The sequence below is a fragment of the Paucibacter sediminis genome, assembly GCF_030254645.1.
In the GTDB taxonomy this organism is placed as follows: Bacteria; Pseudomonadota; Gammaproteobacteria; order Burkholderiales; family Burkholderiaceae_C; genus Paucibacter_B; species Paucibacter_B sediminis.
Map to the genome: position 1 here is coordinate 4,682,121 of NZ_CP116346.1, position 26,234 is coordinate 4,708,354.

A 26,234-nucleotide genomic window follows, 5' to 3' on the forward strand; every position below is an offset into this window, starting at 1 on the left:
CTCAGTGCACCACCCTCTCGAACGCGAACTCGCCCCCCTCCACCCGCACCGGGATCACATCCTTGGGCCCGAAGCGGCCCTGCAGGATGAGCTTGGAGAGCGGGTTCTCGATGCGCTGCTGGATCGCGCGCTTGAGCGGCCGGGCACCGAAGGCGGGGTCGAAGCCGACCTTGGCGAGTTCGGCCAGGGCCTCGTCGCTGACGTCCAGCTTCATCTCCAGCTTCTCCAGCCGCGCCTCGAGCGCCTGCAGCTGGATCTTGGCGATGGAAGCGATGTGCTTGTTGTCGAGCGCATGGAACACCACGGTCTCGTCGATGCGGTTGAGGAACTCGGGGCGGAAATGCGCCTTCACCTCGCCCCACACGGCGTCGCGTATCACCTCGCTCGATTCACCCGCCAGCGCCATGATGTGCTGTGAACCCAGGTTGCTGGTCATCACGATGACGCAGTTCTTGAAGTCCACGGTGCGGCCCTGGCCATCGGTCAGGCGGCCATCGTCCAGCACCTGCAGCAGCACATTGAAGACGTCCGGGTGGGCCTTCTCGACCTCGTCCAGCAGCAGCACGCTGTAGGGCTTGCGGCGCACCGCCTCGGTCAGGTAGCCGCCCTCGTCGTAGCCGACATAGCCGGGCGGCGCGCCGATCAGGCGGCTCACCGAATGCTTCTCCATGAACTCGCTCATGTCCATGCGGATCATGTGATCCTCGCTGTCGAACAGAAAGCCCGCCAGCGCCTTGCACAGCTCGGTCTTGCCCACGCCGGTGGGGCCCAGGAACAGGAAGCTGCCGAGCGGGCGGTTCGGGTCCGAGAGGCCGGCGCGCGAGCGCCGGATCGCGTCCGCCACCGCGGTGATGGCCTCGTCCTGGCCCACCACGCGCTGGTGCAGCTTGGCTTCCATCTGCAGCAGCTTGTCGCGCTCGCCCTGCAGCAGCTTGGAGACCGGGATGCCGGTGGCACGCGCCACCACCTCGGCGATCTCCTCGGCCCCCACCAGGGTGCGCAGCAGCTTGTTGGGCGTGCCGCCGGCGCCCGTGCCGGACTTGCCGGCCTCCTTGGCCTGGGCGTCGCTCAGGCGCTTCTCCAGCTCCGGCAGCTTGCCGTACTGCAGCTCGGCCACCTTGTTGAAATCGCCCTTGCGCTTGAGTTCCTCGATCTGCTGCTTGATGCGGTCGATCTCTTCCTTCACATGCGCGCTGCCCTGGGCCTGGGCCTTCTCGGCCTTCCAGATCTCTTCCAGGTCATTCGCCTCGCGCTGCAGCTTGAGCAGCTCTTCCTCGATCAGGGCCAGGCGCTTCTTGGAGGCCTCGTCCTTCTCGCGCTTGACCGCCTCGGCCTCGATCTTCAGCTGGATCATGCGGCGGTCCAGCTTGTCCATCACCTCGGGCTTGGAGTCCAGCTCGATCTTGATCTTGGCCGCGGCCTCGTCGATCAGGTCGATGGCCTTGTCGGGCAGGAAGCGGTCGGTGATGTAGCGGTGGCTCAGCTCGGCCGCGGCCACGATGGCCGGGTCGGTGATCTGCACGCCATGGTGCACCTCGTACTTCTCCTGCAGGCCGCGCAGGATGGCGATGGTGGCCTCCACGCTGGGCTCATCCACCAGCACCTTCTGGAAGCGGCGCTCCAGCGCGGCGTCCTTCTCCACGTACTTGCGGTATTCGTCCAGCGTGGTGGCGCCGATGCAGTGCAGCTCGCCACGCGCCAGCGCGGGCTTGAGCATATTGCCGGCATCGATCGCGCCCTCGGCCTTGCCGGCGCCCACCATGGTGTGCAGTTCGTCGATGAAGAGGATGATGCGGCCCTCGTCCAGCGCCACCTCCTTCAGCACCGACTTCAGGCGTTCCTCGAATTCGCCGCGGAACTTGGCGCCGGCCAAGAGGCCCGCCATGTCCAGCACCAGCACGCGCTTGCCCTTCAGGGTCTCGGGCACCTCGCCATTGACGATGCGCTGCGCCAGGCCCTCGACGATGGCGGTCTTGCCGACGCCGGGCTCGCCGATCAGCACCGGGTTGTTCTTGCTGCGGCGCTGCAGCACCTGGATGGCGCGGCGGATCTCGTCGTCGCGGCCGATCACCGGGTCCAGCTTGCCCTGGCGGGCGCGCTCGGTGAGGTCGAGCGTGTATTTCTTGAGCGCCTCGCGCTGGCCCTCGGCCTCCTGGCTGTCGACTTTCTGGCCGCCGCGCACCGCTTCCACCGCGGCCTCCAGCGCCTTGCGGGTCAGGCCATGGCCGCGTGCAATGCCGGCCAGATCGCTCTTGGCATCGGCCAGGGCGAGCAGGAACATCTCGCTGGCAATGAAATGGTCGCCGCGCTTGGCCGCTTCCTTCTCGGCGTTCTGCATCAGGCTCACCAGATCGCGGCTGGGCTGCACCTGCTGGCCCTCGCCCTGCACCTGGGGCAGGCCGGCCAGGATCGCGTCCACCGAGGTCTTCAGCACCGCCAGTTTGACGCCGGCACGCTCCAGCAGGGCGCGCGGCCCCTCGGCCTGAGCCAGCATCGCGGCCAGCACATGGGCCGGCTCGATATAGGGGTTGTCCTTGGTGACGGCCAGGCTCTGGGCCTCGGCCAGGGCTTCCTGGAACAGGGTGGTGAACTTGTCGACACGCATGGTTGAAATCCTCCGGGGGGTGCTCGCTTGGGACGCAAGTGGGACCCAGCCCGAGGATTTCAAGACTGGGGCCGCTCGGCAAGGCCCCAGACGCTCAGACCCTGAGCAAGATCAAGTCGCGCATCAGTTTCAGGCCCAGCACCGCGCCGCCCAGCCCGCCCAGCACATGGGCGGCGGTGTGCGCCAGCGCCAGGCCATAGAGGCCACGCTGCAGCAGCGCCAGCGATTCACCGGAAAAGGTCGAGAAGGTGGTCAGCCCGCCCAGAAAGCCCGTCACCAGCAGCAGGCGCAGCCCCTCGTCGGGGAAGCGCGCCAGCCATTCCAGCGCCATGCCTATCATCAGCCCGCCCAGCACATTCACCAGCAGGGTGCCGAGCGGGAAGCCGGCCCAGACCTGGTTGAACAGGATGCCGGCGCGCCAGCGCGCCAGCGCCCCCAGGCTGGCGCCGACCGATACAGCCGCGATCTGGTTCAGCATGCTCAAGCTCATGCGCCGGCGTTCCCGGCATCAATGCCCCAGCGCGCCAGCGCGGCATCGTCGGCCACGCGGGCATCCACCCAATGCGCACCGGCGGGGGTGTGCTCCTTCTTCCAGAAGGGCGCCTGCGTCTTCAGATAGTCCATCAGGAACTCGCAGGCCTGGAAGGCCTCGCCGCGGTGCGCCGAGCTCACCAGCACGAGCACGATCTGCTCGCGCGCCGCCAGGGGCCCGACGCGGTGGATCACGCGCGCGCCGCGGATGTCGAAACGCTGCAAGGCCTGATCGATCATGGCCTCAATGGCCGCCTCGGTCATGCCCGGGTAATGTTCCAGCTCCATCAGGCTGACCTGCTCGCCATCGCTGGCCTCGCGCACGGTGCCCACAAAGCTCACCACCGCGCCCACGCCGCCGTCCTGCTGGCGCAGCGCCAGCGTCTCGGCACCGAGGTCGAAGTCTTGGGTCTGGATGCTGACGCGGCTGTCGTTCATGACACGAATTGTGGCATTGAGTACCCACCCTTCGTGAGGAAGGACATGGGCCCTGCGCTGGTGGATACTTCGCTCGCGGCGGCGAACGCCGCGAACTCACTGCAATATCGGGAGCGCGACCATGGGTTTGATGGACTTCATCAAGAAACAGTTCATAGACATCCTGCAATGGACCGAGGACAGCGATGGCACGCTGGCCTGGCGCTTCCCGATGCAGGATTTCGAGATCCAGTATGGCGGCTCGCTGACGGTGCGCGAATCGCAGATGGCGGTGTTCGTCAACGAGGGCAAGGTGGCCGATGTGTTCGGCCCCGGCACCTACAAGCTGACCACCCAGACCCTGCCGGTGCTGACCTATCTGAAGAATTGGGACAAGCTCTTCGAGTCGCCCTTCAAGAGCGACGTCTATTTCTTCAGCACGCGCCAGCAGGTGGACCAGCGCTGGGGCACGAGCCAGCCGGTCACCATCCGCGACAAGGACTTCGGCGCGGTGCGCCTGCGCGCCTTCGGCAACTTCGCCTACCGCGTGGCCGACCCCAAGCTGTTCCACACCGAGATCTCCGGCACGCGCGAGCGCTACACGGTGCAGGATCTGGACGGCCAGTTGCGCGGCCTGATGCTGCAGCACATCAGCGATGCGGTGGCGCAAAGCGGCATCCCCTTCCTGGATCTGGCGGCCAACCAGATCGAATTCGCCAAGCAGCTGCAGACGGCCACGGCGCCCGAATTCGAGAAGCTGGGCCTGAAGCTGGAGCTGGTGACGCTGCAAAGCGTCTCCCTGCCCGACGAGCTGCAGAAGATCCTGGACCAGAAGATCGGCATGGGCATGATCGGCGGCCAGAACATGGGTCAGTTCATGCAGTACCAGACCGCGCAGGCCATTCCCAAGCTCGCCGAAGGCGTCGCGGGTGGTGGCGCAGGCGGGGGCGGCAGCATTGCCGGCGACGCCATGGGCCTGGGGGCAGGTCTTGCCCTGGGCCAGACCATGGCGAGCCAGCTGGCCCAGGGCCTGGCGGCAGCGCAGGCCCCGCAAGCCGCGGTCACCGGCGAACCCACGCCCACTTCCGAAAGCATCATCGCCCTGATCGAGAAGCTGGGCGACCTGAAGGCCAAGGGCATCCTGACCGACGAGGAATTCGCCGCCAAGAAGGCCGAGCTGCTGAAGAAGCTGGCGTAAATCTTGGCCGGCGAGGAGACCCAGCGCCGCTGGCGCGCCAACTGTCCCAACTGCGGCGCGCCGGTCGAGTTCGCCTCGGCGGCCTCGGCCAGCGCCGTCTGCAGCTTCTGCCGCAGCAGCCTGCTGCGCGAGGGCGAGGCGCTGCGCAAGATCGGCGAGAGCGCCGAGCTGTTCGACGACTATTCGCCGCTGCAGCTGGGTGCCGCCGGCCGCTTTGCCGGCGCAGCCTTTCGCCTGGTGGGCCGGCTGCAGCTGGCCTACGAGGGCGGCAGCTGGAACGAGTGGCACGCCCTCTTCGACTCGGGCCGCAGCGCCTGGCTGGCCGAGGACAACGGCAGCTTCGTGCTGGGCTTCGAGGCCCCGCTGGCCGAGCGCGCACCACAGGCCCATGAGCTGATCCTGGGCGCGCAGCTGCCGCTGGCCGGCCAGGCCTGGCGCGTCGCCTCGCTGACCCAGGTGACGCTGGCGGCCGCCCAGGGCGAGCTGCCCCACCCGCCGGCGCTGGGCCGGCAGTTCCTGGTGGCCGATCTGCGCAATCCGCAGAACGAGGTGGGCACGCTGGAATACAGCCAGGCCGAGGCGCCGCTGTGGTCGGTGGGGCGGCCGGTGCGCATTGCCGAGCTGGCCATGAGCGGCCTGCGTGAGGCCGAGGCCGGCGCCAAGGCGATGGCCTCCAGGACCTATGCCTGCCCCAGCTGCGGCGCCGCTCTGGCACCCAGGCTGCAGGACAGCAAGAGCATCGTCTGCGGCCAGTGCCATGCGGTGGTGGACATCTCGCAGGGCCTGGGTGCCGACCTGGCCCACTACGCGCAGCAGAACGGCATGGCGCCGCAGATCCCGCTGGGCAGCATCGGCAGCCTGGCCGTCGCGGGCGGCGCGCCCCTGCCCTGGCAGGTGGTGGGCTACCAGGAGCGCTGCGATCTGCCCGGAAGTCAGGGTTCTCCGGGCGACGACGACGAAGAACAGACCTTCTGGCGCGAATACCTGCTCTACAACCGCAACGAGGGCTTTGTCTTCCTGGTCGACACCGAGGAAGGCTGGTCCATCGTGCGGCCGCTCACCGGCGTGCCCAAGGGCGCCGGCGCCAGCGTCGAATGGCAGGGCAAGCCCTTCAAGCTGCGCTACAGCTATATGGCCAAGAGCACCTATGTGCTGGGCGAGTTCTACTGGCGGCTGCGGCGCGAGGAGCGCATCCAGGTCAGCGACTACGAATACAAGAGCGGTGCCCGCACCGAGCTGCTGTCGCGCGAGGAGCAGGCGGGCCAGGAAATCAGCTGGAGCCATGGCCGCAAGCTCGACGCCGCCGAGGTGGCGCGCGCCTTTCCCAAGCTCGCGCCGGAGGCGCAGGCCACGCTGGCGCGCGACGCCGGCCCGGCCAGCGAGCACAGCCTGGGCTTCAAGCTGGTGGTGGCGGTGTTTGTCATCATGGTGCTGGTCATGCTGGTACGCGCCTGCAGCAGCGACGATTGCCAGAGCTACAAGGACGCCTATGGCGAAGCCAGCAGCGAATACCAGCAATGCCGGCAGCGCAGCAACGGCAGCGGTGTGCGCATCAACTCGGGTGGCGGCTCCTTCGGCGGCTTCAGCAGCGGCGGCGGTGGACACAAGTAGGCGAACAAGGAGAAGACTATGGACGGACTCGAATGGCTCAAGCCCGGCATCGTGCTGGGTTCCATCCTCTACGCGGTGGTGGGCGTGCTGGTGTTCTGGATCAGCTTCGTCATCATCGACAAGCTCACGCCCTACAAGCTGTGGGAGCAGATCGTCGAGGAGAAGAACCTGGCGCTGGCCATCGTGGTGGCGGCGATGTGCATCTCGATCGGCATGATCGTCTCGGCGGCCATCCACGGCTGAGCGCAGCGCCACGCCATGGCTGGCCTGCCGACCCGCCTGCTGTGCGCGGCCCTGCTGCTGGCCGTGTCGGCCGCGCCGGCCCGGGCCGGCGACAAGATCAGCTGGGGCTGGGCCGATTCGGCCCCCTTCATGATTCCCGAGGGGCCGGATCGCGACCAGGGCATTTACGACCAGATCCGTGCCCTGCTGAAGAAGCGCCTGCCGCAGTACGAGCACGAGGAGGTGGCGGCGCCGATCCCGCGCATCCTCAAGGAGATCAAGGCCGAGAGCCACTGGTGCTGGCTGGCGGCCAGGAAGACGCCGGAGCGCGAGGCATTTGCCTATTTCTCCTTGCCCGCCGCGCTGGTGATGCCGCCCCGCATCATCATCCGCAAGGACCATCGCAAGGCCTACGAGGGCATGGGCGAGCTGTCGCTGAAGACCTTGCTGGAACAGCATCCGGAACGCGCCAGCTTCATGCGCGAGCGCTCCTACAGCCCGGAGGTCGACGCGCTGCTGCTGCAGAACCCGCCCGGCCATCTGCATTCGACGCGCCATGTGGCGGTCCAGCTGATCCTGGCCGAGCGCATCGACTACCTGCTCGAATACCCGGCGATGGCCTTCTACCTGGCCAAGCGTTCCGGCCATGAGGGCGCGCTGATGGCCCTGCCCTTCAAGGAAATGTCCAGCCACAGCCTGGACCGGGTGATGTGCCCCAAGACCGAATGGGGGCGCCAGGTGATCGCGGCCGTCGATGCTGTGCTGCTGGCGGAGCGCCCCACGCCCGCCTACCGCCGCATGCTGGAGAGCTGGCATGACGACGAGGGCGTGCAGCGCATCCGCCAGCTCTACGACACGACCTTCCTGAACGGCCGCTAGCGGGCGTGCCCAGCTGTCGCCGGATGTAAATGTGTTTGGCTGCGCGCCACGGGCGGCCTAGACTCGGCGCGCTTTGATGTTGGGAAAACAACCATGATGATCGCCAAACGCCTGATTGCCTCCACCCTGGTGCTGTCCTGCACGCTGATGAGCATGCCCGTCCATGCCCTCATCGTGCCGACCGAGGCCCTTGTCGAGACCGAGGCCGGCGACACGAGCGGGCAGCGCGCCCGCATCGACGCCTTCTTCGCGCGCGAGGACGTGCGCCTGGCCCTGGTGCAGCAGGGCGTGGACCCGCAGGCGGCGCTGGCACGCGTGGCGGCGATGAGCGATGCCGAGGCCGCGCAGCTGGCCGGCCGCATCGAGCAGGCGCCTGCCGGCGGCGAGGTGCTGGGCATTCTCTTCACCCTCTTCATCGTGCTGCTGGTGACCGACATCCTGGGCTTCACCAAGGTCTTCCCCTTCACCCGCTCGATTCGATGAGCATGGCTGGCGCCGGCCGCCCGCGCCAGCAACACCCCGCCGCGGCGGGGTTTTTCGTTTTCGTCCTTTGCCTGGCCGGGCTGCTGAGCGGCTGCGCCGGCACGCCGCAAGTGCAGGCGCTGCGGGCCGACTGGCCGGCCGGCCTGCCGGCGCGGGCCCAGGTCGGCACCGTGCCCTTCATCGACCAGGACGAGTTCGAGTGCGGCCCGGCGGCGCTGGCGATGCTGCTGCAATCGGCCGGCCTCGCCACCACGCCGGCGCAGCTGCGACCCCAGGTCTTCCTGCCCGGGCGCCGCGGCTCGCTGCAGACCGAGCTGCTGGTGGCGGCGCGCCGCCAGGGCCTGCCGGCCTACCGCCTGGAGCCCAGGCTACCGGCCCTGCTGCAGGAGCTGGCCGCCGGCCATCCGGTGCTGGTGTTCCAGAACCTGGCCCTGCCGGTCTACCCGGTCTGGCATTACGCCGTGGTGCTCGGTTTCGACCGCGAGCGCGACCGCCTCTACCTGCATTCCGGCCACACGCCGGAGCTCGAGATGTCGCTGTCTACCTTCGAGCGCACCTGGGAGCGCGGCGGCTACTGGGCGATGCTGGCCCTGCCGCCGGATCGGCTGCCGGCGACGGCCCAGGCCGCGCCGCTGGCGGCCGCGATCGCGGCGCTGGAACGCGTGCAGCCAGCGCCGGCACGCCAGGCCTACGAGCAGGCGCTGATGCGCTGGCCGGAACAGCCGGCTCTGCTGCTGGGCGCCGGCAACGCCGCCTATGCGCAGGGTGATCTGGCCGGCGCCGAGGCCGCCTACCGGCGCGCGGTGCAGCGCCTGCCGGCCGCCGCCGATGCCTGGAACAACCTGGCCCAGGTGCTGATGGAACGCGGCCAGCGCGAGGCGGCGCGCGAGGCGATCGAACGGGCGATTGCGCTGGGTGGCCCGCGCCTGGCCAGCTACCAGGAACTGGCACTGAAACTGCGCCAACCTTGAGCCGCCGGAGGGTGGGCGCGTGATAGCCTCTCGCCCCATGTCCGACGCGCCCGCCGCCTCTTCCTCCCCTGCTGTCGCCCGCATCTCGCTGCACGAGTTGCTGCTGCTCGCCAGCGTGTTCGTGGTGGCGGCCTGCGGCCTGGTCTACGAGCTGGCCGCCGGCGCGCTTGCCAGCTATCTGCTGGGCGACTCGGTGCTGCAGTTCTCCACCATCATCGGCACCTATCTGTTCGCGATGGGCCTGGGCTCCTGGCTGTCGCGCTACCTGGAGCGCCAGCTGGTGGCGCAGTTCCTCAAGATCGAGCTGCTGGTGGGCCTGATCGGCGGGCTCATGCCGGCCGCGCTGTTCACCGCCCACAGCCTGCTGCCGCCCACCCAGCTGGGCGCCTTCCGCGTGCTGCTGTATGGGCTGGTGCTGCTGGTGGGCGCGCTGGTGGGGCTGGAGATCCCACTGGTGATGCGCATCCTCAAGAAGCATTTCAGCCAGCGCTATGCCTTGCGCGAGCTGGTCTCGCAGGTGCTGACCTTCGACTACCTCGGCGCCCTCGTGGTGGCGCTGGCCTTCCCGCTGCTGCTGGTGCCGCAGCTGGGCCTGGTGCGCACCGGCATCTTCTTCGGCCTCCTGAACGCCTTCGTCGCGGTGTGGGCGCTGTGGCTGTTCCGCACCGAGCTGCGCGCCTGGTCGCGCCATGCCTGGGCCTGCGGCCTCACCGTCGCCGCCCTGCTGGCCGCCATGCTGGGCGCCGACCAGCTCACCACCTGGGCCGAGGACCGCTTCTACGGCGAGCACATCATCCTGCGCGAGACCAGCGACTACCAGCGCGTGGTGCTGACCCAGGGCGGCGCGGGCGTGCGCCTGTTCCTGAACGGCAATCTGCAATTCCATTCGCGCGACGAGTACCGCTACCACGAGGCCCTGGTGCACCCGGCGATGGCGGCCCAGGGCGCGCCCAAGCGCGTGCTGGTGCTGGGCGGTGGCGACGGCATGGCGGTGCGCGAGATCCTGCGCTGGGCCAGCGTCGAGCAGGTCACCCTGGTGGAGCTGGACCCGCACATGACGCGGCTGTTCTCGAGCCTGCCGCTGCTGCGCCAGCTGAACCAGGACGCCCTGCTCAGCCCCAAGCTCCGCATCGTCAATGCCGACGCCTTTGGCTGGCTGGAGCAGCATCCCGACGCGCAGTTCGACGTGATCGTGGTGGACTTCCCCGACCCCAGCAATTTCGCGCTCGGCAAGCTCTACACCACCAGCTTCTACCAGCTGCTGGACCAGCGCCTGGCCGCGGGCGGCTTCGCGGTGGTGCAGACCACCTCGCCGCTGCTGGCGCGGCGTAGCTTCTGGACCGTGGTGACGACGCTGGAGGCGGTGGGCCTCGCCACCACGCCCTACCACGCCCATGTGCCCAGCTTCGGCGAATGGGGCTTCGTGATCGCCAGCCGGCGGCCCTGGCGTGCCCCGACCGCGCTGCCGGCCGGCCTGCGCTTCCTCACGCCCGAGGGCATGGCGGCGCTGCGCGACTTCCCGCCGGACATGGCGCGTGTGCCGACCGAGGTCAATCGGCTCTCGAATCAGGTGCTGGTGCACGAGTTCGAAGCCGAGTGGGGCAAGGTCCATTGAGGCGGCGCGAGCTGCTGGCCGCGGGCTCGGCCCTGCTAGCCGGCTGCCGGGCCGGGCAGCCGCCCCTCCAAGGCGGCTGGGTCGGCGCCAGCGCGGCGCGCGGCCACCGCCTGCGCACGCCGCTGCCGAGCGCGGCACCCGCCATCACGCGCCGCAGCCAGGTGCTGATCGTCGGCGGCGGGGTGTCAGGTCTTGCCTGCGCGCGCGGTCTGGCCGCGGCCGGCATCGACTTCGCGCTGCTGGAGTTGGAAGACGAGGCCGGCGGCAACAGCCGCGGCCATCGCATGGGCGGCATGGCCTGCCCGCTCGGCGCGCATTACCTGCCGCTGCCAGGGCCGCATGCGCATGAGGTGAGCGAGCTGCTGCACGCGCTGGGCCTGGCGCGGCAGGCCCTGGGCCGCACCGTCTACGACGAACGCATGCTGTGCCACAGCCCGCAGGAGCGCCTGTTCTTCGAGGGCCAATGGCATGAGGGCCTGCTGCCGCCGGCGCAGACCGAAGCCACGCGCCGCCAGTATCGCCAGTTCGCCGCCGCCGTGCAGCAGGCCATGCGGCTGGGCTTTGCCATGCCCACGCAGCGCGCACCCTGGACGCCCGCGCACGCCGCCCTCGATGCCCAGAACTTTGCCGCCTGGCTGCAGGCCCAGGGCCTGGACGACGCGCAGCTGCGCTGGTATCTGGACTATTGCTGCCGCGACGATTTCGGCGCCGACGCGGCCCAAGTCTCGGCCTGGGCCGGCCTGCACTATTTCGCCAGCCGGCATGGCTTCCATCCCCCCGAGGACGAGAGCGCCGAGCGCGAGGCCGTGCTGACCTGGCCCGAGGGCAATGCCTGGCTCGCCCGGCGCCTGGCCGAACCCCTGGGCGATGCATTGCAGACGGGCCGCACGGTGCTGCGGCTGCGCGAGGGGCGCCACGAGGTCGAGGTGCTGGCATTCGACGAAGCGACGCAGACGCTGGAGCGCTGGCTGGCCCCGCGGGCGGTGCTGGCCACGCCGCTGCTGATCGCCGGCCGCCTGATCGAGCGCCCGCCGGCGGCGCTGCGCGAGCTTGGCCAGCTGCTGCGCTACGCGCCCTGGCTGGTGGCCAATCTGCAGCTGGCCGAGGCGCCGCTGCAGCGCCTGGGCGCCGCGCCCGCCTGGGACAATGTGCGCTACGGCAGCGCCGCGCTGGGCTATGTGGATGCGATGCACCAGAGCCTGCGCCCCTACCCGGGGCCGACGGTACTGAGCGCCTACTGGGCCCTGCCCGGCCAGCAGCGTGCGAGCCTGCTGCAGGGCGATTGGGCCGAATGGACCGAGCGCGTGCTGGCCGAGCTGCGCCCCCTGCACCCCGAGCTGGACCGCCAGCTGCTGCGCGTGGACCTGATGCGCTGGGGCCATGCGATGAGCATTCCCGTGCCCGGCCTGCGCGGCTCGGCGGCGCTGGCGGCGCTGCGAAAACCGCAGGGCCGGCTGCACTTCGCGCACAGCGACCTGGCCGGCTACTCGGTGTTCGAGGAGGCCTATACCGCCGGCTGCCAGGCGGCCGCGCAGCTGAAGCGCTAGCTAGCTAACTAGCTAGCCACACCAGGCCGGGCCCAGCAGCCACAGCTGCAGCTCGGCGCGCTCCAGATAGGCCGGCAACGCCAGCAGGGCCAACGTCATCAGCATGAGCAGCAGCGCCAGATGCCGCCAGCGCTTCACGACGCCACGGCCAGCGCCGGCCGCGGCCTATCGTCGATGGGCCAGTGCAGCAGCGCCGCCAGCAGGCCCAGGGCCATCGCGATCCACCACATCGGCGCATAGCTGTGGGTGGCGTCGAACACCCGCCCGCCCAACCAGACGCCCAGGAAGGAGCCCAGCTGATGGCCCACAAAGGTGAAGCCGAACAGGGTGGAGAGATAGCGCAGGCCGAACACCTGGGCCACCAGGCCGTTGGTGAGCGGCAGCGTGCCCAGCCACAGCAGGCCCATCGCGATGCAGAACAGCTGCACGCTCCAGTTGCTGAGCGGCAGCAGCAGGAACAGCGCGATCACCGCGGTGCGCAGCAGGTAGAGCAGGGTCAGCAGCTGCTTCTTGCGCCAGCGCCCGCCCAGCCAGCCGCACAGATAGGTGCCGCCGATATTGCTCAGCGCGATCAGGGCCAGGCCGCTGGCCGCCTGGCCGGCCGGCAGGCCGCGCTCCAGCAGATAGGCCGGCAGGTGGGTGGCGATGAAGGCAAGCTGGAAGCCGCAGGCCAGAAAGCCCAGATTGAGCAGCCAGAAGCCCGGCTGGGCAAAGGCGTCGCGCAGGGCCCGGCCCAGCCCGCCATCGCCCACGCCAGCACCCCGCGGCTGGCGGTCGTCCAGCGGCCAGCCCAGCGGCAGGGCCAGCGCGATCAGCACGGCCAGGCACAGCAGGGTGGCCGACCAGCCCAGCCCCTGCATCAAGCCCTGGGTCAGCGGCACGGCGAGGAACTGGCCCAGCCCGCCGACGGCGCCGGTCAGCCCCAGCACCGCCGCACGCTGCGCCGGCGCGACGATGCGGCTCAGGGCCCCATAGACCACGCCGAACGCGGTGCAGGCCAGGCCCAGGCCCACCAGCAGGCCGGAGCCCAGGTAGAGCAGCCACAGGCTCTGCGCCGTGGCCATGGCCCACAGCCCCAGGCCGTAGAGCAGGCAGCCGGCCATCACCACCCGGCGCGAGCCGCAGCGGTCCGCCAGCATGCCGGTGAAGGGCTGGGCCAGGCCCCAGACCAGGTTCTGCAGCGCCAGCGCGAGGGCCACGCTCTCGCGGCCCCAGCCGCGCTCCAGGCCGATGGGCAGCAGGAACAGGCCCTGCACATGGCGCACGCCCAGCGCCAGACCCATCATCAGGCCGCCGCACAGAATCGGCAGGGCCCAGCGTCTCAAATGCTTCATATGAGTTTCCCGATGCGAATGCCATGATTCGAACTGGCACCCAGTCTGTCTTGACGGCACGGCCCTCATCAAGCAATCTCTGCGACACCTTCACATTCGCAACTGGAATGTCATTTCCGCTCACCCGACTGACCCAGCTGGACCTGCTGCGCGGCTTTGTCGCGGTGGCCCGGCGCATGAGCATCACGCTGGCGGCGCAGGACCTGTGCCTGACGCAGTCCGCAGTGAGCCGGCAGATCGCGGCGCTGGAAGCCAACCTGGGCTGCGCGCTGTTCCTGCGCGGCTATCGCAGCATCAAGCTCAGCCCCGAGGGCGAACGCCTGTTCCGCCGCGTCGATCCGGCCTTCCAGCAGCTGCAGGACGGCCTCGCCGAGCTGCTGGCGCCCGCGCAGCGCCGTGGCAGCGTCACGCTGACCGCCAGCATCGGCGTGGCCTCGCTGTGGCTGCTGCCGCGCCTGCGCGGCCTGCAGCAGCGGCATCCGGACATCGATCTGCGCGTGGCCGCCAGCGACCGCGTGATGGACCTGCGCGCCGACGGCATCGACCTGGCGCTGCGCTATTGCGCCATGAGCCAGCCGCCCGCCGGCAGCGCGCGCCTGTTCGGCGAGGCGGTGCTGCCGGTGGCCCACCCCGCCCTGCTGGCCCAGGGGCAGGATCTGGCCGAGCTGTTGCCGCAGCAGGTGCTGCTGGAATTCGACGACGCCCGCCGCCCCTGGCTGCAATGGGCCGACACCCTGGCTGCGCGCGGCCTCAGCGCGCGGCAACCGCGCGCGATGCTGCGCTTCAACCAGTACGACCAGGTGATCCAGGCCTGCCTGGCCGGCCAGGGTCTGGCGCTGGGGCGGGTCGCGCTGGTAGCGCCCATGCTGGCCGATGGCCGGCTGCGCGCCATCGATGCCCAGGCCGTGGCCCAGCCCTGCGAGCACGCCTACTGGCTGCTGCGGCGCCCTGGCAGCAGCACGCCCGCGGTGCAGGCGGTGGTCGACTGGCTGCTGGACGAGGCCGCCCTCACCCCGGCCGACGCCGGCGCGCGCTGAGTCAGGCCAGGCCGCGCCGCAGGGCTTGGCGCGCCGCGCTGGCGGGCGCAAACGCCGCCACCAGCCTGTCCATCAGGGCCTGTGCCTTGCTGCTGTTGTCCTGCCCCAGATTGCAGACATAGACGTCCAGCGTCACCGCACCCAGCTCGGGCCAGGTGTGCACGGCCAGATGCGACTCGGCCAGCAGCACCACGCCGGTGATGCCAGATTGCTCGCTCCCAGGCGTGGGCGTGAAGCGGTGGAACAGCTCGGCCACGGCACCCAGGCCGGCCTCGGCAACCGCCTGCACGCACAGGGCACGCAGGGTCTCGGGCCGCAGCATCAGCGCCTGTGCGGGATCGCAGCCGCGCAGGTCGGCCACGAGGTGGAGCCCCTCCACTCAGCCCCCAGTCACGGGCGGGAAGAATGCGACTTCCGCGCCATCCGGGATCAAGGCGTCTTCCTTGCTGAGTTGCTGGTTCAGCGCGCAGCGCACCGCACGCGTGCGCGCCAGCACGCTGGCATGGGGCTCGCCGCGCGCCAGCAGTTGATCGCGCAGGGCGCCCAGGCTCAGGCCGGCCTGCCAGTCCTGCGTTTCGCTGCTTCCCAGCGCCTCGCGCAGGGAAGCAAAATAGCGGATCGTGATCATGGATGCAGGAGTTCGGAGAAGGGGATGAACTGCACTGTAGCGCCGTCGGCAATGGCCGCGCCGGCCGGGTTGTCGACCAGCCCCTCGCCCCACACGGCCGAGGTCAGCACGCCCGAGCTCTGGTTGGGGAACAGCGCCAGCCCGCCCTGCTCGTTGATGCGCGCACGCAAGAACTCGCGGCGCTTGTCGGGCCGGGGCCAGGCGAAGTCGGCGCGCAGCGGATAGCGCCTGGGCGTGAGCTCGCTGGCACCTTGCAGGCGCAGGATCACCGGACGCACCAGCAGCAAGAAGGTCACGAAGCTGGAGACCGGGTTGCCGGGCAGGCCGATGAACCAGGCATCTCGCACCTTGCCGAAAGCCAGCGGCTTGCCGGGCTTGATGGCGATCTGCCAGAGGTCCAGCTCGCCCTCGGCCTGCACGGCCGGCTTCAGATGGTCTTCCTCGCCCACCGAGACACCACCGGAGGTGATGATCAGGTCCGCCTTGTTCACGCCCTCGGCCGCCTCGCGCAGTGCGGCACGCGTGGCGTCCAGCCGATCCGGCACGATGCCCAGATCCACGACCTCGCAACCCAGGCCCTGCAGCAGGGCCGTGAGCGTGAAACGGTTCGAGTTGTAGATGGCGCCGGGCTTGAGCAGCTCACCGGGCATCTGCAACTCGTCACCGGTGGAGAACAGCGCCACGCGCGGCCGCCTGGCCAGGGTCAGCGTGGCCGCCCCCACCGAGGCCGCCAGGCCCAGAGAGGCGGCGTTCAGCCGCGCCCCGGCGGGCAGCACCACCGCGCCGGCCTGCACGTCCTCGCCGCGGCGGCGTATCCACTGGCCGGGCCGGACTTCGGCATGGATGCGCACCTGCCCCAAGCCCGCGGCGGCGGCCACGGCCTCGCATTGCTCCTGCATCACCACGGCATCGGCGCCCAGCGGAATCTGCGCGCCGGTGAAGATGCGCGCCGCCGTGCCGGGCTCCAGCACCGCCCCGACCACGCCGGCCGGCACGCGCTGCGAAACCGGCAGCGCGGTGCCAGGTCTTGCCAACAGATCGGCGGCGCGCAGCGCGTAGCCGTCCATGGCGGTGTTGTCGGCCGGCGGCACATCCAGCTGCGACACCACCGGCAACGCCAGCACGCGCCCCAGCGCGGCGGCGGTGGGCAGGGTCTCGGTGACGGCCAGCGGGGCGACGCGGCCCAGCAGGCGCGCGAGCGCCTCGTCCAGGCTCTGCAGCGGCGCGCGCGGGGCTTGCGGATCAGACATGGTTGCGGATGAAGTCCTTCACCGCCTGCACATCCACCGGCAGCACGGTGACGCGCTTGGGCAGGTCCTCGATGTGCTCCAGGCCGGCCGGGCGCGGCGGATCGATCCACAGCGCCTCCTTGATGGTGGCGGCGAACTTGGCCGGCAAGGCGGTTTCCAGCACCAGCATGGGGGTGCCGGCGCTGCGCTGCTCCAGCGCCACCTTGAGGCCATCGGCGGTGTGGGTGTCGATGATCTGGCCGTACTGCTTGTGGGTGGCGCGTATGGTGGCGATGCGGTCCGCGTGGGTGCTGCGCCCGGAGACGAAGCCGTAGCGGGCGATGCGCGCGTGCTCGTCGGCCGTCAGCGCGAAACCGCCGGCACCGAACAGGGCCTTGACGCGCGCGCCATCGCGGCCCAGCAGGTCGAACACGAAGCGCTCGAAATTGCTGGCCTTGGAAATGTCCATCGAAGGGCTGGAGGTCTCGTGCGTTTCGGCGCTGCCGCGCACGCGGTAGACGCCGGTGCGGAAGAACTCGTCCAGCACATCGTTCTCGTTGGTGGCCACCACCAGCTTGGCAACCGGCAGGCCCATCATGCGCGCCACATGGCCGGCGCAGACATTGCCGAAATTGCCCGAGGGCACGGTGAAGCTGACCTTCTCGGTGTTGCTCTTGGTGGCCCGGAAGTAGCCGGCGAAGTAGTACACCACCTGGGCCAGCAGGCGCGCCCAGTTGATCGAGTTGACCGTGCCGATCTTGTACTGGCGCTTGAAGTCGAGGTCGTTGGAGACCGCCTTGACGATGTCCTGGCAGTCGTCGAACACGCCTTCCACCGCGAGGTTGTGGATGTTGGCGTCCTGCAGGCTGAACATCTGCGCCTGCTGGAAGGGGCTCATGCGGCCGTGCGGGCTGAGCATGAAGACGTTCACGCCGGCCTTGCCGCGCATCGCGTACTCGGCCGCGCTGCCGGTGTCGCCCGAGGTGGCGCCCAGGATGTTGAGGGTCTCGCCGCGGCGCTTGAGCTCGTACTCGAACAGCTGGCCCAGCAGCTGCATGGCCATGTCCTTGAAGGCCAGGGTCGGGCCATTGGACAGCGCCTGCAGCGCCAGGCCCGGCTCCAGCACCTTCAGCGGTGTGATCTCGGGCGTACCGAAGACCTCGGCCGTGTAGGTGCGGCGCGTGATGGCCAGCAGATCATCGGCCGGGATGTCGTCGATATAGAGCGAGAGGATCTCGAAGGCCAGGTCGGCGTAGGCGAGGCCGCGCCACTTCGTGAGCGTGGCCTCGTCCACCTGCGGATAGGCCACCGGCAGGTAGAGGCCGCCATCGGGCGCCAGGCCTTCCAGCAGGATCTCGCAGAAGGAGCGCTCGGTCTGATCGCCGCGGGTGCTGATGTACTTCATCAGGCGAGTTCCTCTTTGCGCAGCCGCACGATGGGCGCCAGCACGGTGGGCAGGGCCTGCATCTGTGCGAGGGCCTTGTTCATGCGGCCTTCCACGGTTTCGTGGGTGAGGATGATGAGGTCGGTCTGCTTCTCGCCCTCGGCCGATTCGCGCTGCAGCACCGCGTCGATCGAGATGTCGTGCTCGGCCAGGATGGTGGTGATGCGCGACAGCACGCCGGCCTCGTCGGCCACGATCAGGCGCAGGTAGAAGCTGGTGAGCACCTGTTCCATCGGCAGGATGGGGGTGTCGTTCATCGCATCGGGCTGGAAGGCCAGGTGCGGCACGCGATGGTCCGGGTCGGCGGTGTGCAGGCGGGTGATGTCCACCAGGTCGGCGATCACCGCCGAGGCGGTGGGCTCGGAGCCGGCGCCCTTGCCGTAGTAGAGCGTGGTGCCGACGGCATCGCCCTGCACCACCACCGCATTCATCGCGCCTTCCACGTTGGCGATCAGGCGATTCGCCGGCACCAGGGTCGGGTGCACGCGCAGCTCGATGCCATTCTCACGGCGGCGCGTCAGGCCCAAGAGCTTGATGCGGTAGCCCAGCTGCTCGGCGTACTTGATGTCGGCCGCCTGCAGCTGGGTGATGCCCTCCACATGGGCCTTGTCGAACTGCACCGGGATGCCGAAGGCGATGGCCGACATGATGGTGGCCTTGTGCGCGGCATCCACGCCCTCGATGTCGAAGGTGGGGTCGGCCTCGGCATAGCCCAGGCGCTGGGCCTCCTTCAGCACCACGCCGAAGTCCAGGCCCTTGGAGCGCATCTCCGAGAGGATGAAGTTGGTGGTGCCGTTGATGATGCCGGCGATCCACTCGATGCGGTTGGCGGTGAGGCCCTCGCGCAGCGCCTTGATGATGGGGATGCCACCGGCCACGGCCGCCTCGAAGGCCACGATCACGCCCTTGGCGCTGGCGGCGGCAAAGATCTCGGTGCCATGCACGGCCAGCAGCGCCTTGTTGGCGGTGACCACATGCTTGCCGGCGGCGATCGCCTCCATCACCAGGGTCTTGGCGATGCCGTAGCCGCCGATCAGCTCGACGACGATGTCGATCTCGGGGTTGGCGATCACCGCGCGGGCGTCGCTCACCACCACCGCGGCGTCGCCGACGATTTCACGGGCGCGCTCGGTATTGAGGTCGGCCACCATCGCAATCTCGATGCCGCGGCCGGCACGGCCACGAATCTCTGCCTGATTGCGGCGCAGCACATTGAAGGTGCCACTGCCCACGGTGCCAATGCCCAGGAGGCCGACTTTGATCGCTTTCATGGTGTCTCTTTGCTGTCAGTTGTCAGGTGCCGTGACGCTTGCGGTAATGCGTCAGGAAACGCTCGATGCGGCCCACCGCCTCCTTCAGGTCGTCGGAGTTGGGCAGGAACACGAGGCGGAAGTGATCGGGGGCAATCCAGTTGAAGCCCGTCCCTTGCACGATCAGCACCTTTTCCTCGGCCAGCAGCTCGTAGGCGAACTGCTGGTCGTCCTCGATCGGGTAGATCTTGGGGTCCAGGCGGGGGAACATATAGAGCGCGGCCTTCGGCTTGACGACGCTGACGCCCGGGATCTGGGTCAGCAGCTCGTAGGCCAGGTCGCGCTGGCGGCACAGGCGGCCCGTGGGGGCCACCAGGTCCTTGATGCTTTGGTAACCGCCCAGGGCGGTCTGAATGGCGAGCTGGCCCGGCGTGTTGGCGCACAAACGCATCGAGGCCAGCATGTTCAGGCCGGTGATGTAGTCCTTGGCATGGCGCTTTTCGCCCGACACCACCATCCAGCCGGCGCGGTAGCCGCAGGAGCGGTAGTTCTTGGACAGGCCGTTGAAGGTCAGGCACAGCACGTCGTCGGCCAGCGAGGCGATGCTGGTGTGCACATTGCCGTCGTACAGCGTCTTGTCGTAGATCTCGTCGGCCATGATGATCAGCTGGTGCTGACGGGCCAGTTCGATGATCTCCAGCAGCAGGCTCTCGGGGTAGAGCGCGCCGGTGGGGTTGTTGGGGTTGATGACGACGATGGCCTTGGTATTGGGCGTGATCTTGCGGCGGATATCGGCGATGTCGGGATACCAGTCGCTGCTCTCGTCGCAGATGTAGTGCACCGGCGTGCCGCCCGAGAGCGCCACCGCGGCGGTGTAGAGCGGATAGTCGGGCGCCGGCAGCAGCACCTCATCGCCGGTATCCAGCAGCGCGTTCAGCGCCATCACGATCAGCTCGGAGGCGCCATTGCCCAGATAGACATCGTCGATGCCGACGCCGCGGATGTTCTTCTCCTGGCAGTAATGCACCACCGCCTTGCGCGGCGCGAACAGGCCCTTGGAATCGGTATAGCCGGCCGCCGCGGGCAGGTTGCGGATCATGTCCTGCACGATCTCGTCGGGCGGCTCGATGCCGAAGGCGGCGATATTGCCGATGTTCAGCTTGATGATCTTCTGCCCCTCCTCCTCCATCGCTCGCGCCTTGTCCAGCACGGGACCACGGATGTCGTAACAGACATTGGCGAGCTTGGCGGACTTGGAAATCGGCTTCAAGAGGGGCTCCGGTGGTTGACTGGTGCAAAAATGCTGCACTGCAGGCGTGGAATTTAAACACAGGGATCAGGGCATTCCCCCAGACCCGGCGACACTGGGTTCGCAAACCACGCAAGCAGGCTTCGCGCAGACAACGGCACTCATGAAATTCCAACTCGATGAACAGCAGGGCGGCAACAGCATCTCGCGCCACGACGGCAGCCAGGTCTGGGTGAATGGCCAGCGCCACCAGCAGAGCCTGCTGGTGCCCTGGCGCGGCGACGTGCAGGCCTGGGCCCTGCCCAGCTTCGATGCGCTCAGCGAGGCGCATTTCGAGCAGATACTGGCCCTGAAACCCGAGCTGGTGATCTTCGGCAGCGGCGCCAGGCTGCGTTTCCCCCATCCCAGGCTCTACCGCGGCCTGATCGAGGCGCGCATCGGCGTGGAGACCATGGACCTGGCGGCGGCCTGCCGCACCTACAACGTGCTGGCCAGCGAGGGGCGCGCCGTGCTGGCGGCCTTGCTGATCGAGGGCGCAACGTCGACCTGAGCGGGCACAAGCCGGCAATCCCCCGAAGTGGCGACGGGGAGACTTGCGGTTCGACGTATAATTCGCGGCTATGCCCACCCGGGCACACCTCTCTAAAGAACGCCCACATGACGCCAGCGCTCAACAAACCCCTTCCGGAAATTGAAGCTCTTGCTACCGGAGGCGTGAAGTTCACACCCCAGGCCTTCAAAGGTCAAGTGGTGGTGCTGTACTTCTACCCGAAGGACAACACCCCCGGTTGTACCACCGAGGCCATGCAGTTCCGCGATCGCCACAAGGATTTCGTGAAGGCTGGCGCAGTTGTGCTGGGTGTTTCGCGCGACAACATGGTGTCGCATGACAAGTTCAAGCAGAACCTGGAACTGCCCTTCGAGCTGATCGCCGACACCGAAGAGAAGCTCTGTCACATGTTCGGCGTGGTGAAGAACAAGATCATGTACGGCAAGAAGGTCAAGGGCATCGAGCGCTCCACCTTCCTGATCGACGCGACCGGCGTGCTGCGCGAGGAATGGCGCGGCATCAAGGTGGCCGGCCATGTGGACGAGGTGCTGAAGGCCGTCAAGGCCCTGAAGAAGGAAGCCGCCTGATCCTCGGCGCGGGCCTCGGCTGCCACCCGGCAGCATTGCAGTATCCAAGCGAAGCCGGCTCCTGAGCCGGCTTTTTGCGTTTACTGGCATCCGGCGTTGCATGCGCACCGCGCCGCCGGCCCAGGGCTGGCGGTCACGGCGCTTTGTGCATAATGGACTCATGCCCCTGAGTTCCCCGATCCGCATTCCAAGCCAAAGCCGCATCGCTCGCCGTGCGGCTTTTTGCTTTTTCGGCCCGGACCTCTATCTTTTGCTTTCCAACCCAAGCTTGCTCTCTGGCAAGCTGCACTCATGCCACTGCCCAAGCCTCCGACCAAGCGCGCCAGTCGCCTAGAGCCCACCGCATTTGCCGCCAGTCTGGCGGTCAGCAAGAACCAGGCAGTACCGGTGGCTGCCCATGCCCCAGAGAAAACAACCGCCCCTCCGCTCGCCCAGGCCACTCAGGCTGCCCAGGCCGCCCCGGCCGTGACGCGGGCCATGCCCAACGGCAATCGCCGCAGAAGCACCAGCGCCGCACCGGCCGCGCCCGAGATGCGCGCCCCCGCCAACCTGGCCCTGGTGGCACCGGCCACCAGCGCGGCGCCGCTGCGCCCGGTGGCGCCTCCCAGGCCCAAGGCCACCAAGCCCAAGAGCAACGAGGCACCCAAGCTCTTCGTGCTCGACACCAATGTGCTGATGCACGACCCCATGTCGCTGTTCCGCTTCGAGGAGCACGACATCTACCTCCCCATGATCACGCTGGAAGAGCTGGACGGGCACAAGAAGGGCATGACCGAGGTGGCGCGCAATGTGCGCCAGGTCAGCCGCGACCTCGACACGCTGGCGGCCAGCCTGAAGAGCAGCACCCTGGAGGAAATGGCCAAGGGCCTGCCGCTGGACAGCACCGGTCACCGCGAGGCCGGCGGCAAGCTGTTCTTCCAGACCCAGCTGATCGACACCCCGCTGCCGCAGGGCCTGCCCCAGGGCAAGGCCGACAACCAGATCCTCGGCGTGGTGCAGGCGCTGAAGGTCCAGCAGCCGCAGCGCGAGGTGGTGCTGGTGTCCAAGGACATCAATATGCGTATCAAGGCGCGTGCCCTGGGCCTGCCGGCCGAGGACTACCGCAATGACAAGACGCTGGAAGACTCCGACCTGCTCTACACCGGCGTGCAGGCCCTGCCGGCCGATTTCTGGGAGCGCCATGGCAAGACCATGGAGAGCTGGCAGCAGGGTGGCATCACCTTCTACCGCATCAGCGGCCCGCTGGTGCCCTCGCTGCTGGTCAACGAGCTGATCTACCTGGAAGCACCCGGCGCCGCGCCGCTCTATGCCAAGGTCACCGAGATCACCGGCAAGACTGCGGTGCTGCGCACGCTGAAGGACTACGGCCACCAGAAGAACGCCGTCTGGGGCGTGACCGCGCGCAACCGCGAGCAGAACTTCGCCCTCAACCTGCTGATGGATCCGGAGTGCGACTTCGTCACCCTCACCGGCACGGCCGGCACCGGCAAGACCCTGATGACCCTGGCCGCCGGCCTCTCCCAGGTGTTGGATGAGCGCCGCTACAGCGAGATCATCGTCACCCGCGTGACCGTGCCGGTGGGCGAGGACATCGGCTTCCTGCCCGGCACCGAGGAAGAGAAGATGGGCCCGTGGATGGGTGCGCTGGACGACAACCTCGAGGTGCTGGCGCGCGGCGACAGCTCGGCCGGCGAATGGGGCCGCGCCGCCACCAACGACCTGGTGCGCAGCAAGATCAAGATCAAGAGCCTGAACTTCATGCGCGGGCGCACCTTCCTGAACAAGTACGTCATCATCGACGAGGCGCAAAACCTGACCCCCAAGCAGATGAAGACGCTGATCACGCGTGCCGGCCCCGGCACCAAGATCGTCTGCCTGGGCAATCTGGCGCAGATCGACACGCCCTACCTCACCGAGGGCAGCTCGGGCCTGACCTATGCGGTGGACCGCTTCAAGGGCTGGGCCCACAGCGGCCATGTCACGCTGGCGCGCGGCGAGCGTTCGCGCCTGGCGGACTTTGCGTCGGAAGTGTTGTGACGCTCTATGTCAGCGACCTAGACGGCACCCTGCTCGACCCGCAAGGCCGGCTCGCGGATTCCACGCGGGCCGGCCTGACGCGCTTGCTCGACGCGGGCCTGACCTTCACCGTCGCGAGTGCCCGGCATGTGTCATCGATCCGGCAGATCCTGGGCGATCTGCCGCTGCGCCTGCCGGTAATCTCGTCCAACGGCGCCTATATCAGCGAGATGGCGAGCTGCCGGCATGAGCTGGTCAACACCATAGCGCCGGCGCTGGGCGAGGCGATCTTTGCGCTGATACGCCGGCATGGGCTGATGCCCTTCATCTCCACCCATGGCCCCAGGGGCGACCAGCTGTTCTACCAATCGGTGCACAACGAGGCGCAGCAGGCCTTTGTGGACGAGCGCATCGAGAAGGCCGACCCGCGCCTGCGCCACACGCCGCGCCTGCAGGACGCGCTGCGCGACCCGGCCGTGGTGTTCGTGGTGGTGGAGCGCGAGGCGCCGCTGCAAGCCCTGCAGGCCGAGATCGACGCGCTCTGCGGCGATGCCGTCGAGACCCATCTGGCCGAGGATCTCTACAAGCCCGGCTGGCCCTGGCTCACCGTGCACGACCGCCGCGCCACCAAGGACCAGGCCATCAAGACCCTGGCCGAGCGCTACGGCCTGGCCGAGCGCGAGATCGTGGTGTTTGGCGACCATGTCAACGACGTCAAGATGCTGCGCGCCGCGCACCGCGGCATCGCGGTGGCGAACGCCATCGATGCGGTCAAGCGGGAAGCCCATACCGTGATCGGCCCGCACCACGAGGACAGCGTACTGCGCTTCCTGGAGGCCGACTTCAGGGCCGACCTCAGGGGCGACTCCGGGCTCGCCTAACGCCCCAGCAACTGCCCCAGCATGGCGCCCAGGTCGCCGCTGTCGGGCAACTGGCCGTTGGGGCTGAGCTTGTCGACAATCTGCGGCAGCCACTGGCTCAGCTGCGCGCCGGCCTCGGCATGCGAGACGCCCGCCTGACTGGCCAGCTGGCTCAGCGCGTCGCTGCCACCCAGCGCGGCGCTGAGCTGATCGGCCGACACCGGCAGGTTCGCGCCCGTGCCGATCCAGGACTGCACCTGCTCGCCCAGGCCGCCCGCCTGCAGCTGCTGCAGGATGCCGGCCAGCCCGCCCTGCTGATTCAGCAGGCCCGAGACCATGCCGACCCAGTCGCTGCCACCGCCCGCCGCCTGCTGGCCGCTCAATGCCTGCTGGGCCGCGCCCAGCAAAGAATCCATCAGTCCCATGACATGCTCCGGTTGGCGCGATGGGCATCACCGCCGGCCCATTGTGCACGCCTGGCCATGACTACTCCTGCCCCATGGTGTCGCCCGCATCCGCGGCACCCTCGTGGCGGCGCAGCTGGTAGAAGATGAAGGCCGCCAGCGCTGCCATGGCGCCGATGGACAGATAGGTGGCATGGAAGGCGGGCAGCAAGTCCTGACCCCGCGGCAGCTCGCTGGCGCCCGAGAACAGCAGCAGGAAGGCGCTGGAGGTGGCCACCCCCAGGCTCATCGACAACTGCATCACCACCGCCAGCAGGCTGTTGCCGCTGCTGGCGGTCTGCGCGTCCAGATCGCCCAGGGTGAGCGTGTTCATGGCGCTGAACTGCAGCGAGTTCACCATGCCGAAGATGGCCAGGTGGATGGCCAACCAGAGATGGCTGGTCTGGCGGTCCAGCAGCGCGAAGCTGGCGATCAGCGCGCCCAGCAGCAAGGTGTTGGCCACCAGCACGCGGCGGTAGCCCTGGCGCTGGATCAGCCGGGTCGCCAGCGTCTTGGTGAGCATCGCGCCCAGCACCGTGGGCACCATGGACAGGCCCGCCTCCGAGGGGCTGTAGCCCAGGCCCAGCTGCAGGTACATGGGGGTCAGGAAGGGCGTGGCGCCGCTGCCCAGGCGCGCGAACACATTGCCGATGATGCCGATGCGGTAGGTCGGGATGGCGAACAGCCCCATCTGGAACAGCGGCGCCTCGGCGCGCGCCGCATGCAGCCAGTAGGCCGCCATACTGGCCAGGCCGGCCACCAGCAGCACCAGGCTCAGCGCGGTGGACACCATGCGCTCGCCAAAACCCTGCAGGCCCACCGAGAGCAGCATCAGCCCCAGGCTGAAGAGCACGAAGCCGGGCCAGTCGAAGGCCTTCAGCGCCTGCGCCTTCAGCTGCGGCATGTAGCGCAGCGCCGCCAGCACGCCGGCCACGCCCACCGGCAGGTTGATGAGAAAGATCCAGTGCCAGCTGGCGAACTGCACCAGCACACCGCCCAGCGCCGGGCCGATCAGCGGCCCGATCAGGCCCGGGATGGCGATGAAGCTCATCACCGGCAGGAACTGCTCCTTGGGAAAGGCGCGCAGCACCACCAGCCGCCCCACCGGCACCAGCAGCGCCCCGCCCACGCCCTGCAGCACGCGCGCCGCCACCAGCCAGTTCAGCGAGCCCGCCAGCGCGCAGGCCAGCGAGCCCAGGCTGAACAGCGCGATCGCCCACAGGAACAGGGTGCGCGTGCCCAGGCGGTCCGCCAGCCAGCCCGAGGCCGGGATCAGCAGCGCCACGGTGAGCATGTAGGCGATCACCGCCGACTGCATGCGCAGCGGATGCTCGCCCAGCGCCAGCGCCATGCCAGGCAGCGCGGTGTTGAGGATGGTGGTGTCCAGCGTCTGCATGAAGAACGCCAGCGCCACCACCCAGGGCAGGAAGCGGCGGGTGGCCGCATCGAGTGCGGGGCGTGCGGGGTCGGAAGGCATGGCCCGCAGCATATGGAAAAAGCCCGCTGGCCGGGGGCTCAGCGGGCTTGC

At 68.7% G+C, this 26,234-nt stretch carries 26 protein-coding genes; 13 read left to right on the forward strand and 13 right to left on the reverse strand.

Annotated features, from left to right (window positions below):
• Position 1: 1 nt before the first annotated feature.
• The 3 genes from clpB to PFX98_RS21745 all read right to left on the reverse strand — a co-directional run bounded on the left by clpB (position 2) and on the right by PFX98_RS21745 (position 3,574).
• Positions 2–2,605: an ATP-dependent chaperone ClpB gene (gene clpB / locus PFX98_RS21735; RefSeq protein ID WP_285232562.1), complete on the reverse strand. Its 2,604-nt coding sequence runs from the start codon at positions 2,603–2,605 to the stop codon at positions 2–4.
• A gap of 94 nt (positions 2,606–2,699) precedes the next feature.
• Complete coding sequence (gene crcB, locus PFX98_RS21740; RefSeq protein ID WP_285232563.1) at positions 2,700–3,083, reverse strand: fluoride efflux transporter CrcB; 384 nt, start codon at positions 3,081–3,083, stop codon at positions 2,700–2,702.
• An 8-nt stretch (positions 3,084–3,091) separates the two neighbouring features.
• Entirely contained in the window at positions 3,092–3,574 is a 483-nt protein-coding gene (locus PFX98_RS21745) for a molybdenum cofactor biosynthesis protein MoaE (RefSeq protein WP_285232564.1), read from the reverse strand.
• Between the two features lie 121 nt (positions 3,575–3,695).
• Between PFX98_RS21745 and PFX98_RS21750 the strand changes: the two genes are divergently transcribed.
• The 8 genes from PFX98_RS21750 (at position 3,696) to PFX98_RS21785 (ending at position 12,079) form a co-directional block, all read left to right on the forward strand.
• The gene (locus tag PFX98_RS21750) at positions 3,696–4,751 is read left to right on the forward strand and encodes an SPFH domain-containing protein (protein WP_285232565.1); all 1,056 of its coding nucleotides are present in this window, start codon (positions 3,696–3,698) and stop codon (positions 4,749–4,751) included.
• A gap of 3 nt (positions 4,752–4,754) precedes the next feature.
• Complete coding sequence (locus PFX98_RS21755; RefSeq protein WP_285232566.1) at positions 4,755–6,362, forward strand: DUF4178 domain-containing protein; 1,608 nt, start codon at positions 4,755–4,757, stop codon at positions 6,360–6,362.
• 18 nt (positions 6,363–6,380) lie between these two features.
• Positions 6,381–6,605 (forward strand): DUF350 domain-containing protein, encoded by a 225-nt coding sequence (locus PFX98_RS21760; RefSeq protein WP_285232567.1) that lies wholly within the window; start codon positions 6,381–6,383, stop codon positions 6,603–6,605.
• Between the two features lie 15 nt (positions 6,606–6,620).
• Entirely contained in the window at positions 6,621–7,463 is an 843-nt protein-coding gene (locus tag PFX98_RS21765; protein ID WP_285232568.1) for a TIGR02285 family protein, read from the forward strand.
• Between the two features lie 93 nt (positions 7,464–7,556).
• Positions 7,557–7,946 (forward strand): PA2779 family protein, encoded by a 390-nt coding sequence (locus PFX98_RS21770; RefSeq protein WP_285232569.1) that lies wholly within the window; start codon positions 7,557–7,559, stop codon positions 7,944–7,946.
• On the forward strand, positions 7,943–8,917 hold the full coding sequence (locus tag PFX98_RS21775) for a PA2778 family cysteine peptidase (protein ID WP_285232570.1): 975 nt from the start codon (positions 7,943–7,945) through the stop codon (positions 8,915–8,917). Before PFX98_RS21770 ends, PFX98_RS21775 begins: the two co-directional genes overlap by 4 nt.
• Before the next feature lie 37 nt (positions 8,918–8,954).
• Positions 8,955–10,532 carry a polyamine aminopropyltransferase gene (locus PFX98_RS21780; protein WP_285232571.1) on the forward strand — a complete coding sequence of 526 codons (1,578 nt, stop codon included), beginning with the start codon at positions 8,955–8,957 and terminating at the stop codon, positions 10,530–10,532.
• Positions 10,514–12,079 (forward strand): flavin monoamine oxidase family protein, encoded by a 1,566-nt coding sequence (locus PFX98_RS21785; RefSeq protein WP_285232572.1) that lies wholly within the window; start codon positions 10,514–10,516, stop codon positions 12,077–12,079. Before PFX98_RS21780 ends, PFX98_RS21785 begins: the two co-directional genes overlap by 19 nt.
• Before the next feature lie 12 nt (positions 12,080–12,091).
• On the opposite strand, the gene PFX98_RS21790 is transcribed toward PFX98_RS21785, so the two are convergent.
• Complete coding sequence (locus PFX98_RS21790) at positions 12,092–12,217, reverse strand: hypothetical protein (RefSeq protein WP_285232573.1); 126 nt, start codon at positions 12,215–12,217, stop codon at positions 12,092–12,094.
• Positions 12,214–13,413: an MFS transporter gene (locus PFX98_RS21795; RefSeq protein WP_285232574.1), complete on the reverse strand. Its 1,200-nt coding sequence runs from the start codon at positions 13,411–13,413 to the stop codon at positions 12,214–12,216. Before PFX98_RS21795 ends, PFX98_RS21790 begins: the two co-directional genes overlap by 4 nt.
• Before the next feature lie 107 nt (positions 13,414–13,520).
• On the opposite strand from PFX98_RS21795, the gene PFX98_RS21800 reads away from it, so the two are divergent.
• Positions 13,521–14,450, forward strand: coding sequence for a LysR substrate-binding domain-containing protein (locus PFX98_RS21800; RefSeq protein WP_285232575.1), 930 nt, complete (start codon positions 13,521–13,523; stop codon positions 14,448–14,450).
• Position 14,451: 1 nt separating this feature from the next.
• Here the strand turns inward: PFX98_RS21800 and PFX98_RS21805 are convergent, their stop codons facing one another.
• From PFX98_RS21805 to PFX98_RS21830, 6 genes are read right to left on the reverse strand one after another with little or no spacing between them, the layout of a single operon-like run.
• Positions 14,452–14,811 carry an S-adenosylmethionine decarboxylase family protein gene (locus PFX98_RS21805; protein WP_342399162.1) on the reverse strand — a complete coding sequence of 120 codons (360 nt, stop codon included), beginning with the start codon at positions 14,809–14,811 and terminating at the stop codon, positions 14,452–14,454.
• An 18-nt stretch (positions 14,812–14,829) separates the two neighbouring features.
• Positions 14,830–15,078, reverse strand: a complete 249-nt coding sequence (locus PFX98_RS21810) for a MoaD/ThiS family protein (protein ID WP_285232577.1) — start codon at positions 15,076–15,078, stop codon at positions 14,830–14,832.
• Positions 15,075–16,328, reverse strand: coding sequence for a molybdopterin molybdotransferase MoeA (locus PFX98_RS21815; protein ID WP_285232578.1), 1,254 nt, complete (start codon positions 16,326–16,328; stop codon positions 15,075–15,077). The genes PFX98_RS21810 and PFX98_RS21815 overlap by 4 nt, the downstream gene beginning before the upstream one ends.
• Positions 16,321–17,712, reverse strand: coding sequence for a threonine synthase (gene thrC / locus PFX98_RS21820; RefSeq protein WP_285232579.1), 1,392 nt, complete (start codon positions 17,710–17,712; stop codon positions 16,321–16,323). The genes PFX98_RS21815 and thrC overlap by 8 nt, the downstream gene beginning before the upstream one ends.
• The gene (locus PFX98_RS21825) at positions 17,712–19,022 is read right to left on the reverse strand and encodes a homoserine dehydrogenase (protein ID WP_285232580.1); all 1,311 of its coding nucleotides are present in this window, start codon (positions 19,020–19,022) and stop codon (positions 17,712–17,714) included. The genes thrC and PFX98_RS21825 overlap by 1 nt, the downstream gene beginning before the upstream one ends.
• Positions 19,023–19,044: 22 nt before the next feature.
• Positions 19,045–20,271 (reverse strand): pyridoxal phosphate-dependent aminotransferase, encoded by a 1,227-nt coding sequence (locus PFX98_RS21830; RefSeq protein WP_285232581.1) that lies wholly within the window; start codon positions 20,269–20,271, stop codon positions 19,045–19,047.
• Positions 20,272–20,413: 142 nt separating this feature from the next.
• On the opposite strand from PFX98_RS21830, the gene PFX98_RS21835 reads away from it, so the two are divergent.
• The 4 genes from PFX98_RS21835 (at position 20,414) to PFX98_RS21850 (ending at position 24,284) form a co-directional block, all read left to right on the forward strand.
• Entirely contained in the window at positions 20,414–20,800 is a 387-nt protein-coding gene (locus PFX98_RS21835) for an Mth938-like domain-containing protein (protein WP_285232582.1), read from the forward strand.
• Positions 20,801–20,907: 107 nt separating this feature from the next.
• Positions 20,908–21,387, forward strand: a complete 480-nt coding sequence (locus PFX98_RS21840; protein ID WP_285232583.1) for a peroxiredoxin — start codon at positions 20,908–20,910, stop codon at positions 21,385–21,387.
• Between the two features lie 291 nt (positions 21,388–21,678).
• Positions 21,679–23,424, forward strand: coding sequence for a PhoH family protein (locus tag PFX98_RS21845; protein ID WP_285232584.1), 1,746 nt, complete (start codon positions 21,679–21,681; stop codon positions 23,422–23,424).
• A complete protein-coding gene (locus PFX98_RS21850; protein WP_285232585.1) occupies positions 23,421–24,284 on the forward strand; it encodes an HAD family hydrolase in 864 nt (287 codons plus the stop codon). The genes PFX98_RS21845 and PFX98_RS21850 overlap by 4 nt, the downstream gene beginning before the upstream one ends.
• On the opposite strand, the gene PFX98_RS21855 is transcribed toward PFX98_RS21850, so the two are convergent.
• Complete coding sequence (locus tag PFX98_RS21855; protein WP_285232586.1) at positions 24,281–24,688, reverse strand: YidB family protein; 408 nt, start codon at positions 24,686–24,688, stop codon at positions 24,281–24,283. The two genes, PFX98_RS21850 and PFX98_RS21855, sit on opposite strands and share 4 nt — an antisense overlap.
• Before the next feature lie 61 nt (positions 24,689–24,749).
• The gene (gene mdtD, locus PFX98_RS21860; RefSeq protein ID WP_285232587.1) at positions 24,750–26,183 is read right to left on the reverse strand and encodes a multidrug transporter subunit MdtD; all 1,434 of its coding nucleotides are present in this window, start codon (positions 26,181–26,183) and stop codon (positions 24,750–24,752) included.
• Positions 26,184–26,234 lie beyond the last annotated feature (51 nt).